This window comes from Paenibacillus sp. MER 180, assembly GCF_023713665.1.
Lineage (GTDB): Bacteria > Bacillota > Bacilli > Paenibacillales > Paenibacillaceae > Paenibacillus_B > Paenibacillus_B suaedae.
The window spans coordinates 163,939-176,161 of record NZ_JAMAVT010000007.1 but is presented as its reverse complement, the minus strand read 5'-3'; the positions used below and the strand labels follow the sequence as shown (position 1 = coordinate 176,161).

Here is a 12,223-nt window from a genome sequence, read left to right as displayed (position 1 = left end):
ATTATACATGCAGCGATTTCATTAAGACACCCTCCTTTCCCGGGTGAGCAGTATAAGAAAAAAGAAGACACGACCCGCCTTTCAGCGAAGCCATGCCTTCTCCTCATTCCCTATTTATTAAGGACATATATCATTTATAACGTAAATAGATTCCTTCTACCCTTCTTGCTTGGAGAAATAATCGAACAAGTCTCCACGTGCTTCCTCCAAGTACGCCAGGTGCGACTCGCGCTCAATGCGAATTTTCAGACGCTGTGCTGTCTTCTCGAACAGATCCACGCATTCATTCGTGCGAATGATGAGCTTCTGTGGGCGTACCCCCTGCTCTTCAATAAGCTGCAAGAAGTGATTCAGGAATTCCTGCTCAAAGTTGTCATCATACGCGACATGGAAACCTACAGCTGCACGTGTCGTACGGTCTACCCACAAGCAAAGACGCGGATAGTACGGACGCTCGCCTTCACCCTTCACAGCAACAGGCGCATAGAAAAATTCTGTCTCCCATTGGCCCTTCTTATTCGGGAAACGATTCATAACATCATTCAGACGATTCCGATCTTCGATTTCAACCTTCACAGGACGCTCCAATACGAAGTCAGGATCCATCCAGCGATCTACCCACTTCTTGTTGTCCGGAGTACGAACCAACACTTGACCGGATTGCGGTGCTGTCATTACCGCATTGTCCTTCTTCACGCGCGCTGCCAGATCTATCGCTTGTTCTAAGGCGATCGCCAAGAAACTGACCTGCTTCTCGTCAAGCGTCCATGGAACAAACCCCGGGTCGTATGCGCGGAACATTGGCCATGCATTACGGCCGCGGAACCGGAACCCGAGCTCCTTGATCTGCGCCAAATCGTGCTTTTCCAGATCCGTACGGTCTTCGAACGTTACCATGATGCATTTTTGGCGGTGCAGCCATGCATTCTGCTCATGATTGTCCAGCATCATGCTGTTCAGGCTCTCTAATCCTTCACCGCCGCGGAATAACGCCAGACCGAACAAGTAGTCTGTTCCATTCATAATCGTGCAATAGCCCACTTCTCCGTCTTCGGGATTGCTCACGCCAAAGATCACGTTCTCCGGCATCCACTCCCAGCTCGCCTGCTTCTTGAACGCAGAAGCTGCTTCATACAATCTCGCCCACAGCTTCTGTTCCGCTGTCAATTCTACTTCTTGTTCCGGACTTTTCTGTTCCGACTTCTTCTTTGCTTCTGTCATGTGACTTGTAACTCCTCCTATTCAAATTCCCTGCTCTGTCCGAAAAAAACCCCGTCCCATGCCCGGAACGGGGTTCATCAGTTCATAGTTCACCCACATACATCACATTACTACTTAATCAGTGACAAAAATTCCGCGCGCTGCGCCGCATCCGTCCGGAAGCTGCCGCGTGTTGCCATCGTTACCGTCTTGCTTCCCGGCTTCTTCACACCACGGGCGCACATGCACAAGTGCTCGCCTTCCACAACGACCATCACGCCGTGTGGCATGAGTACTTCATCCATAATGTCGGCAATCTCGGTAGTGATCCGCTCTTGCACCTGCAAGCGGCGGGAGATTGCTTCCACCAAGCGGGCGAACTTGCTAAGTCCTGCTATCTTGCCGCTTGGAATATATCCGATATGCACCTTCCCGAAGAAGGGCGCCATATGATGCTCACATTGGCTATAATACGTAATATCCTTCACAATGACAAGCTCTTCGTGATTTTCATCAAATGCTACCCCGAGCGCATCACGAGGATCTACCTCATAACCGGCGAAGATTTCCTCATACATGCGAGTCACGCGTGCTGGCGTATCCAGCAATCCTTCGCGCTCAACATTTTCTCCGACGAGCTTCAAGATTTCCTTAATATGATGCTCAATCTTCTCGCGATTCGTACCAACCTGTGTATTCACATAATCCTTCAAACCAGCCACGAACGTTCCTCCTTCCGCCGCGCTTGTGAGCATGATCTCGTTAACTTAGCGGTTTTTCTTGAAATTCTTGTTCTTCATCATTTGCTGTGCTTGCTGCATCTGCTTCGAGTTCAGATTGTAGCCCATTTGCTTCGCCATCTTCTGCAGCATTTGAGGGTCAGATTGCATTTTCGTCATTTGGTTACGCAAGTAGTACACGCCGCCAGCGAAGCCGATGATAATGCCTACAATTAATGTTACGATTGCCGTAATTACTGTCCACATCTTCCCATGGTCACCCCAACATCGTCAAGTTTAGCTCATTGCTTCTATATTCAAGTAGGGTACAGATTCCGTGAATGATCCACCGAAAACTTCACATAGAAAACGAAAAGCGATCGATGTGCCGTTCGATTTCGAATATACCGTACCGCCACTATGATAGCACGTACCATCAATCGTGACAAATATCCCCTGTTCCATTAAGGAGCAGTCAGCATCCGCTCTTCATTCGCCTGCATGCCTTCCAGCTTGAGGAGAGTAACTTTCTTGTCCATCCCCCCGCCGTACCCGACCAGTCTGCCATCTGCTCCAATGACACGATGGCATGGCGCAATAACCGGAATCGGATTGCGATTGTTCGCCCCACCGACTGCTCGTACTGCCTGCGGACGTCCAATTGCCTCTGCGATCTGCTTATAGGATCTTGTCTCCCCGTACGGAATATCCATTAGAGCGCGCCACACCTCACGTTGGAATGGCGTTCCTTGGAAATCAAGCGTCAAATCGAACGATTGCCGCTCCCCTCTGAAATATTCCTCCAATTGGCGAATTGCCTCCTGCAGCCGTTCCGGATGACGCTGGAGGGCAGCCCGACCATATGTGCGCTGCGCCCAGGCGTTCAGACGCGCAGAGGTATCCAACACACTGCCGAATTCAATAGAACACAGTCCTGTCGCCGATGAGGCAACGGTCAGCATCCCTATCGGCGACTCCATCTCCTGCACATAAATAGGTTCCACATGATTGTCGAACTGCTGCAGGGCATCATCTATCGCTTGCACAACGGCATCCTCCTTCTCACGATTCAAGGCTGACAGCAGCGCCTGCTTCGCATCAGTACCGCCAATCTGACCAAGCGCCCAAGCGGCTGTCGCACGAATATCATAACGCGTATCTTCTCGCAGCAAGGCACGCAACTCCCCAACCGCGCTTCGATCACGGAAGTTCCCAAGCGCCACAATCGCATTGCGCTGGATCGGCTTCTTGCCGCGCCATGCAGCCGACAATGAGCCGAACTGCTCCTTAAATTCACGATTCGATAATTGCAGCATTGGAACGAGAAGAGGCTTCGCCTTCTCGGGATCAGGCTGCATTTCGGGTTGGTGCGTCCAATTCATTCCTTTATTTTTGGGACAAACGATCTGGCATGTGTCGCAGCCATACAGCCGATTCCCCATCTTGGTCATCATCTCATGGCTCAAGATGTCCTTCGACTGCGTCTGGAAGGAGATACACAGGTTCGCATTCAACTGTCCCGGGCCGACAAGGGCACTTGTCGGACAAGCATCAAGACAGCGCGTGCACTCGCCGCAGTCTTCTGTAACAGGCTCGTCAGACGGGAACGGAATATTCGTAATCATTTCGCCCAAGTAAATCCACGATCCCCACTGCGGCGAAATAATCGAGCAGTTCTTGCCGCTGAACCCAATACCTGCACGCTCTGCTACGGCCCTATCACTTAATTCCCCTGTGTCCACCATACTTCGTACCCGCAGTTCCTGTTCAGGCACTCGCTCACGCAAGAAAGCCTCCAGCTTCGCGAGACGATCACGCAGAACATGATGGTAATCAAGTCCCCATGCTGTCCGAGCGAACATTCCCCGATAGGAGCCAGCCTTCGACTTCGGCGACTCCTCCAGCTTGGAAGGATAGGCCACAGCAATGGCTATGATTGAGCGCGCATCCTCCAGCAACAATTCGGGGCGAGTACGCTTGTCCAAGTCAGGCTCTTCGAATCCCGAGGCATAGCCTTGATCAATGGAATGCTGCAGCCTCGCCTTCAATTCAATGAATGGGTCTGCCGTCGTAAAGCCAACCTGATCAATTCCGAGTGCCGGGGCGGCCTCAATAATATCCTGCTTCAACTTGCGCCACCGTTCCTTGGAAGCACCCTGATCAGGCATCACCCGCTCTTCATGATTTTGTTGTCCATGCGGCTTCTTCGAATCAAGCATCCCATTCACCTCCTTGTCGTCTCATGATGTATTTTCATATTCCATTCATTCCGCTAATGCGCTATGCGCCAATACTCAATAAAAAAAGCCTGTCCACAATCCGCCAACATCGGAAACGGCACCATGCATCCCAGGAACTAAGTTCTGGAACAGGCGCCGTTCACCGATTTCGTGTCTACTCGCTTACTGTTCACGAGATTCGTCTAACAACCGCTTCCATTCTTCGTAATACCAACGTACCGTTCCATCATGGAATGGAGTACGACCCTGCTCAATGTACTCCAACACCTGATCCAGGCCTAGCTTCACCTTCTGCTCAACAAGCTCCGGATAATGATAGGTTAAGCGATTGTGCTCATACTCATCTTGATCCACTACTTGAACTTGCCCGTCCGCCATGCGAATGACATCCAAATCATAGTCAATATAAGTGAAAATATTGCCGCACCGATACGGAGGCGATGCTATATTACAATAATACCGAACACCGCATTCCTCGATAAGAGCAACAACGTTGAACCACTGCTTCGGGATGAAGAAGGTTACAGCAGGAATCTTGCTGACCCACTGCTTCCCATCCGACTCCCGAATCGGCGTCTGACTATTGATAAGGACGTACATGTCTTCCTTCACATGATCAGGATGCCGCATCGTGGAGGGCACAAGCCAGTTCTCGAGCCATACCCGATGCAGGTGACCATCGTGCTTGAAACTTTTCACAAGAGCTTCCTCATAACGATTCATGCTAATTCCTCGGCTTTGCGTTCAATTCGCTTTACTAATAGAAAAGCATATCTTTTCCCCGAATGCAACGGTTGAGAAGATATGCTTCCTTGTACAATGTTTGGCTATAGTAAATCGTGTATCGCCACTCTTACCGAGTGAGGCCGATTGCGACCTTGCAATACATCTGCAATACAGGATTGCGCGCCGTTACCCTGCAACGATGCGCAGCTGCGACAGGGAGCGCAGCATATCCTTCGCTCCGTACCCCAATGCCTCAAACCATGGCAATACGACTTCTGTATGCTCGTCCACAGCAATCATAATGTTTTTGACGCGGCGTTGTTGGAATTTCTGTTCCAATCCCGCTACCAGTGCTTTGCCTACTCCTTGATTGCGATAATCTGGGTGTACGGCAAGGCGGTAATAGTAGCCGTTGTTACGATCAACGGTTCCGATGACAAGTCCGACAATAGCCTGCTCCCCACTAGATGCCTCATGTTCTGCGATGAGCACCAGCTCTCCGTCCAACGATAACTGACGCGCGAATGCTTCCAGCGTCTTCTCACAACATTCATCTGACAGTGATTCCTTCAACAACTGGGTTGCCGGAAGATAATCCGACAAACGAAAGGAACGAACATTCATGACTTACTCTCCCTCATCCTGAGCTTGGTTTCGTGATCGGTTGTCTCTCTGTCTAACACCTTTCTACGCCTTTACATTAAATCTGTATCTTGTGGTTATCTACATAGATTGTGCAATACCTTTACAAATACGACAAAAATCGCGAAAATCCTTCTTTATCTTTCAACTTCCATAAAAAAGATCGGAAAATCTCTCGTTTTCTCTTGTAAACGCTTTATTTAAAGCGTTTACATTACCCAATACAAGAAAAGGTTATAGAAATTGTAAAGAATTCGTATTCATTGCTAGCCCTGATCCATCGTTCTCCAATGGAGCATTCGTTTGAAAAGAACCATTTTCGGGTAATATGATAGCGTTGAATGACAGGTTGTTATTCATCTATTTGTGAAGAATTGCGAAGGCTTTATTTTCAATGCAGACTTTCGCAACATTTATGTTGATTTATTCGTTCGCTTCATGTTTAATTAGGTTAGAAGTATATAAGATGCTACATAATTATTAGGAGGTATGACACAATGGCACATCAATTACCAGCTCTTCCTTATGCCAACAACGCTTTGGAACCACATTTCGATGAAACAACAATGATGATTCACCACGATCGTCACCACAACACATACGTAACGAACTTGAATGCAGCTTTGGAATCTGCTCCAGAATTGCAAGATAAATCCCTGGATGAACTTATCGCTAACTTGGATGCTGTTCCTGAGAGCATCCGCACAGCTGTACGCAACAACGGCGGCGGCCATGCGAACCACTCCCTGTTCTGGGAAATCATCGGACCAAACGGCGGCGGCCAGCCTTCCGGCAAATTGGCTGATGCAATCAACAATGAGCTTGGCGGCTTCGACAAGTTCAAAGAAGACTTCGCTAAAGCTGCAGCTACACGCTTCGGCAGCGGCTGGGCATGGCTTGCAGTAGATGCTGACGGCAAATTGTCCGTATACAGCCTGCCTAACCAAGACAGCCCGATTATGGAAGGCAAGACGCCTATCCTCGGCTTGGATGTATGGGAGCATGCATACTACTTGAAATATCAAAACAAACGCCCTGACTATGTTTCCGCGTTCTGGAACGTTGTGAACTGGTCAGCAGTTGAAAAACGCTACGAAGATGCATTGAACAAGTAATTCATGCATTGGCAACAGCCGTCCCCTTGCAGGCTTTCTGCTCGGAGGACGGCTGTTTTTGTTAGCAGCGCTTATGATGTTAACACATTATTCATATGCAAAGAGCCCCGACCTGCTTTGCACAGGATCAGGGCTTCTTATTTACAGAGATTCATGTGCTTCCCTGCAGCTGATGCTTATTTCGTTGTACGTTGTTTTACGTTGTTTTCTTGTACCATGTTACGTTCATACCTTGTTTCGCTGTACGCTGCAGTTACCTCGTCACACTGCTACTGACCATGACACGTATATAATAAGTATTCCAGCGCCTGCCGCTTAGCCTTCGAACAACGGTGTCGACAGATAGCGCTCGCCTGTATCCGGCAGCAGCACAACAATCATCTTCCCTGCATTCGAAGGGCGCTTCGCCAGCTGTGTTGCAGCTGCCAAGGCTGCGCCGGAGGAAATACCAACTAAGAAGCCCTCCTGCTTCGCAAGCTCGCGCGCTGCAGTGAATGCTTCTTCGTTCGTAACCCGGATGATCTCATCAACGATGCTGCGATCGAATGTGCTCGGCACGAAGCCAGCGCCGATACCTTGAATCATGTGCGGACCGCGATTTCCTCCTGACAGAACAGGAGAATCAGCAGGTTCAACTGCTGTAATTCGTACCGATGGCTTATTCTCCTTCAATACGCCGCCTACACCGCTAATTGTCCCACCTGTGCCGACCCCTGCCACGAAGATATCCACTTCTCCGTCCGTATCGCGCCATATTTCCTGTGCTGTCGAATTCCGGTGCATTTCTGGGTTTGCCTTATTATGGAACTGCTGTGGGATGAACGAGTTCGGAATGCTCTCGGCAAGCTCCTCCGCCTTCCGAATTGCACCCTGCATCCCTTCTGATCCAGGCGTGAGCACGATTTCCGCACCAAGCGCCTTCATCATCTTAATGCGCTCCATACTATACGTATCTGGCAACGTAATAATAATACGATAACCAAGTGCTGCAGCAGCGCTCGCCAATGCAATCCCCGTGTTGCCGCTTGTCGGTTCAATAATGACCGAACTGCGGTCGATGACACCTTGCTCTTCGGCTGCCTTAAGCATTGCATATCCGATACGATCCTTGACGCTTCCGCCAGGATTGAATGCTTCCAGCTTCGCAACGAGCCTCGCTCCGAGGCCATGCTTGCGACTGTAGTTGTTCAGCTCCATTAGGGGTGTGTTGCCAATGAGCTGTGTAATGTTTGATGCAATGTTGGACATATTCAACTTTTCCTCCATAACGATATTATCGCAATTCCTTGTGTCGCTACGTGCGGCCACGCCTTGATTGGCATCGCTCCACGACTCGATGTATTCCATAAATGCCAGCCACGTACACGGCATATAGAAGCAAGACGACCGGAATCCTTGTCCAGTCTTGAAGCAACTGCTCGCCGACATAGGCGAACAGGAACATAACCGGCAGCTTCCCTAATACAGTTGCCACCATGAAGGTGCGTAGAGGGATAGACAGCATGGCCGCATATGCATTAATCGCTACAGCTGGGACAATGGGAATCATCCGTCCGATAAGCACAGCAGTGAATGCATTTCGTTCCATTAATTGATTAAAGCTTCGAAGTAAGCCGATACGCTCGATATACGACCTGCTCTGCTTGGATATCCCGCTTCGAACAGCAAGGAACATCAAAGCAGCCCCTACCGTCGAAGCCGCCACGTTGATCCAGCCCCCAATCCAGAAGCCAAAAGTAACGCCTATAATCCCTGCCACTAGACCGAATGGAATGACAGGAAATAGGGATATAGCGACAGCAGCAAGAAACATAATGATGAGCGCACCTGCTCCAGGCTCCATATGACGCAGTACAGCAAGCAGCTTCTCATGGTACACCAAGATGAGTACAGCAGCGAGAACATACAGCCCGAGAGATATTCGCTTATCCAATGTACCTCCTCTGGCATCGGCTTCCGTTACTGGTTGCAAACGCTGCCTACTTCCTTACGTTAATAATTCCATATTAATATATAGAAGCCCTCCGCCACAAGCTCGCAGGCATTTTGCTCCCTTCCTCGACTGCCTTCGCAATAAGTAATGGGAAATGACTCCCACTTATGTCCCTGTAATCTTCTTAATTTCTTCAATCATGCCACCTCTTCGTGTAAACGAATCGAGATGCATGTCAACATGATTCCAATATAGATTAAACTCCCTCTAAAATCCAATAAATCGCAATTCATCTTCTTCATATTACGGATCATTTACATCGATTGGTCAAAAGTTTATTCCAAAATGGAATTAAGTGCGTTATACTGAAGCTACCATACCACTGAACGGAAGGGATGATAATCACCATGAATCAAAATGCTCTCCGTCCCGCGCAGCGAATAAAGAAGCGCACCCTTCTCCTTCAATTGTTTCTGACCTTTAGCCAGATTGGACCGACCACCTTCGGCGGCGGTTATGCAATCTTGCCTGTCATCGAACGGGAAATCGCTGAAAAGCGCAAATGGCTGGAAACAGACGATATGGGGGAAATCACTGCACTAGCTGGTGCCGCTCCTGGCGGTATAGGTGTCAATGTCGCCGCACTCGTCGGCTATCGCATTGCCGGCCTATCCGGACTCGCAGCAGCAGTCATCGGCATCTCCTTGCCTACTATTGCCATTATGCTGTTATTATGCGCTGGGGCAGCCGGACTACGTGATCAACCGTATGTACAGGCAGCATTGTTCGGTATTAAACCTGCTATCGTTGCACTTATTGTATATGCAGCCGTGCGTCTGGGCACGCGCACCTTAACCAATGTGTTCACATGGATCATCACCTTGACCACATTAGCACTGCTGTTCTGGACTTCACTCCACCCCGTTATCATGTTAGCCATTGGAGCAGCCGCTGGTCTCGTACTGAATTGGATCACTCGCAGCAGCTTTATGGGCGACCATCCACACGACCGTTCCAAGCCACCGCGCACAAGCAATAGCGCCACCCGCTCCCGCCAAGCGAAGCAGCACAACAATAGAGCGGTCTAGGTTGATGGAATAGATATGGTTAGCCTCCCATAATCGAACAAGAAGGATGGATGCACCATGTTATGGGAACTCTTTTGGACTTTTTTTAAACTAGGATTTGTCTCCTTCGGAGGCGGATATGCGATGCTTCCGGTTATTGAACACGAAGCATTGTCTCATCACTGGATGACTGCAGAGCAGTATACGGAAGCAATCACACTCGCTGGCATGGCTCCAGGCCCTATTGCGATGAACAGCGCCGTATATGTGGGGTATACTGCATCTGGCTTGATCGGCAGTATCGCTGCATCGCTTGGAGTTATCCTGCCATCTGCAATCATCATGCTGCTTATTGCCACTATTTTCTACCGCGTGTATGATAATCAGTGGGTGCAGTCTGCACTTGACGGCATGAAGCCAGCCGTAATCGCACTGATCGCCTATGCGGCGGTCAACATGGCGATGCATTCTGGGCTCACGGCGAAGTGGACATTATCATCATTCATTCCAGTCGCAATCTTCGCCTGTGCACTACTTGCGCTGATGAAGCTGAAGCTCCATCCGATAGCCGTCATCCTATTGTCAGGAATTGCGGGGATTGTTATATATGGATAAATCATTGGATCAACATATTCCTTCCTCCAAAGCGAAGGAAATATTTCAATTCATTCGACGCACCGATGAAATCTCGAAGCTGGACTTGCTCCAGTACAGTGGGCTTACGGTCAGCACACTGACTCGTGTATTGGAGGAGCTAACTGCGCTTGGACTCATCGCTGAATGTGGGTTTGGCGCTTCGACTGGCGGACGCAGACCGATTCTATACCGAGTCGTTCCTGATTACGGCTATGCATTCGGCCTTGATATCTCCCGCACCTCTTCCCGCCTCGTCATGCTGGACATGGCCGGAAATAAGCTCGATACATGCGAATGGGAAATGACTGCACTCATGACACCGGAATACTTGTTGGCAGAAGTAACGAAGCAGATTAAGCACTGGACGGGCAAGCATAAGCTCAGCCCAGATAAGGTACTCGGTCTTGGAATCGGCGCCGTCGGTCCGCTGGATCGATTCGAAGGTGTCATCTTGCAGCCTAGCTTCTTCCCTTCTCCTGGCTGGGAGAATGTCTCGATCGTCAATGACTTGGAACAACAATTGAACATGCCTGTCATGCTCGATAATGGGGCGAACACCGCAATTCGGGCAGAAGCGTGGGCCAATCGGGCAAGAGATGTCCGGCATATGCTGTACGTACATGTCGGCATTGGGCTCCGTTCCGCGATGATGTCCGAAGGCAAGCTTATCTATGGGGCTGTCGACATGGAGGGCTCACTTGGGCAAATGATCATTCAGGCAGATGGCATTCCCCCACGTACAGGGAACGGCAACTACGGCTGCTTGGAGTCATATGCCACCGTATACGCCATTGAACGCGAAGCGAACGCACTCGTCCGAATGGGTCGCCGCAGTCTGCTTGAGCAGATCGCGGGGGCAAGCTCCGACATTTCATATGCGCATATTATGGAGGCACTGCGGCGGCGTGATCCACTGGCGACCGAGATTGTAACGCAGGCTGCTACTTATTTCGGCATTGGGTTAGCCAACCTGCTCAACGTTCTCCATCCAGAGAAAGTGGTGCTTGGCGGACCGCTCATGAACGCGAATGATTTATTTTTCTATACCGCAACACAAACAGCTATTCGCAAAACCTATCATTATCCGCAATATCAGGTCATGTTCAGCAAGGGCAGCTACGGTGACGAGGCGCTTGCGATCGGAGCGGCCTTCATGATACTGGACAAGATCACTGCATAAGAATGCATAAGGCCAGACACTAGACACTAGGGCATATAATCAGAGTGCTGGTGGCGAACAAATAGAGGTTCTGCTCACTGCAGAACCTCACTCTTCATTCGATAATAATTGCTTGCAATTGCTCACTCCATGGACTCTCTTACACTTCTGTACATACATGCCGAATTGTGTAAGTGGAAGACCGCCTTTACAAAAAAAGGCAGTGCTGAGCACCGACCTCCCCTTTCGTCATCGCCTTATAAATGACCCTGCCGCTGTAGTAATTGAAGATAGTGCACATAATACTCGTTGTTCAGTGAACATTCTTCCCCTTGAGGAATCCCCTTCATAATCATAAGATCATCAACTAATGCATAACACAATCCCTGCACGGTAAATCCGAGCATATGCTCCCCATCTTCACTAGTGAGTACAACTCGAAGCAGCTCTCCATTTCGAATCCGAATCCATTCCTTCTCCGATGGTTCCGGAGGCCTATCTTCAGCTTCCCGCTCCTCATATCTGGCCTTATGCTCTTCTTGGATGCCCTTCTCCGTATCACTATATATCCGGTTCAGAACATCACGATCCTCAATCTTGAAGCACTTGAATACCTGTTCAAAATTCGCCAGTGGATCGCGCTGCAAATCAGCCAGCACCTCTGCTGGGATTTCAATCGCGCGGTACTTCTCCACAAGCATTTTCTCGGCAGCAAGATTCGTATACCTACGGGGAAGCTGCTGCTCCAGAAATCGTTGATGTAGCTCCTCCATCCCTCTGCACCTC

At 49.6% G+C, this 12,223-nt stretch carries 13 protein-coding genes; 4 read left to right on the top strand and 9 right to left on the bottom strand.

Annotated elements, in window-relative coordinates:
* Positions 1–156: 156 nt before the first annotated feature.
* The 6 genes from M3661_RS13915 to M3661_RS13885 all read right to left on the bottom strand — a co-directional run bounded on the left by M3661_RS13915 (position 157) and on the right by M3661_RS13885 (position 5,509).
* Complete coding sequence (locus M3661_RS13915) at positions 157–1,221, bottom strand: DUF7309 domain-containing protein (protein WP_251485963.1); 1,065 nt, start codon at positions 1,219–1,221, stop codon at positions 157–159.
* A gap of 110 nt (positions 1,222–1,331) precedes the next feature.
* Positions 1,332–1,922 (bottom strand): GTP cyclohydrolase I FolE, encoded by a 591-nt coding sequence (gene folE, locus M3661_RS13910; RefSeq protein ID WP_251485961.1) that lies wholly within the window; start codon positions 1,920–1,922, stop codon positions 1,332–1,334.
* A gap of 45 nt (positions 1,923–1,967) precedes the next feature.
* Entirely contained in the window at positions 1,968–2,186 is a 219-nt protein-coding gene (locus M3661_RS13905) for a YneF family protein (RefSeq protein ID WP_021256135.1), read from the bottom strand.
* Between the two features lie 197 nt (positions 2,187–2,383).
* Complete coding sequence (gene queG, locus M3661_RS30280) at positions 2,384–4,087, bottom strand: tRNA epoxyqueuosine(34) reductase QueG (RefSeq protein WP_065291611.1); 1,704 nt, start codon at positions 4,085–4,087, stop codon at positions 2,384–2,386.
* A gap of 234 nt (positions 4,088–4,321) precedes the next feature.
* A complete protein-coding gene (locus M3661_RS13890) occupies positions 4,322–4,882 on the bottom strand; it encodes a DUF402 domain-containing protein (protein ID WP_065291592.1) in 561 nt (186 codons plus the stop codon).
* A 189-nt stretch (positions 4,883–5,071) separates the two neighbouring features.
* Positions 5,072–5,509 carry a GNAT family N-acetyltransferase gene (locus M3661_RS13885; RefSeq protein ID WP_021256138.1) on the bottom strand — a complete coding sequence of 146 codons (438 nt, stop codon included), beginning with the start codon at positions 5,507–5,509 and terminating at the stop codon, positions 5,072–5,074.
* A gap of 515 nt (positions 5,510–6,024) precedes the next feature.
* Here M3661_RS13885 and M3661_RS13880 point away from each other — a divergent pair.
* Entirely contained in the window at positions 6,025–6,642 is a 618-nt protein-coding gene (locus M3661_RS13880; RefSeq protein WP_251485958.1) for a superoxide dismutase, read from the top strand.
* Positions 6,643–6,957: 315 nt separating this feature from the next.
* Here M3661_RS13880 and cysK read toward each other — a convergent pair whose 3' ends face one another.
* Positions 6,958–7,890: a cysteine synthase A gene (cysK, locus tag M3661_RS13875; RefSeq protein ID WP_021261186.1), complete on the bottom strand. Its 933-nt coding sequence runs from the start codon at positions 7,888–7,890 to the stop codon at positions 6,958–6,960.
* Positions 7,891–7,936: 46 nt separating this feature from the next.
* On the bottom strand, positions 7,937–8,614 hold the full coding sequence (locus M3661_RS13870) for a TVP38/TMEM64 family protein (RefSeq protein ID WP_083189202.1): 678 nt from the start codon (positions 8,612–8,614) through the stop codon (positions 7,937–7,939).
* 368 nt (positions 8,615–8,982) lie between these two features.
* Here M3661_RS13870 and M3661_RS13865 point away from each other — a divergent pair, with 368 nt between their 5' ends.
* Genes M3661_RS13865 through M3661_RS13855 form a run of 3 tightly spaced genes read left to right on the top strand, consistent with a single transcriptional unit; the run spans position 8,983 to position 11,458 of the window.
* Entirely contained in the window at positions 8,983–9,663 is a 681-nt protein-coding gene (locus tag M3661_RS13865) for a chromate transporter (protein WP_065291593.1), read from the top strand.
* A gap of 57 nt (positions 9,664–9,720) precedes the next feature.
* Positions 9,721–10,257 (top strand): chromate transporter, encoded by a 537-nt coding sequence (locus M3661_RS13860; RefSeq protein WP_021256143.1) that lies wholly within the window; start codon positions 9,721–9,723, stop codon positions 10,255–10,257.
* On the top strand, positions 10,250–11,458 hold the full coding sequence (locus tag M3661_RS13855) for an ROK family protein (RefSeq protein ID WP_251485956.1): 1,209 nt from the start codon (positions 10,250–10,252) through the stop codon (positions 11,456–11,458). Before M3661_RS13860 ends, M3661_RS13855 begins: the two co-directional genes overlap by 8 nt.
* A 236-nt stretch (positions 11,459–11,694) precedes the next feature.
* Here the strand turns inward: M3661_RS13855 and M3661_RS13850 are convergent, their stop codons facing one another.
* Positions 11,695–12,210, bottom strand: a complete 516-nt coding sequence (locus M3661_RS13850; protein WP_065291595.1) for a hypothetical protein — start codon at positions 12,208–12,210, stop codon at positions 11,695–11,697.
* Between the last annotated feature and the right edge of the window lie 13 nt (positions 12,211–12,223).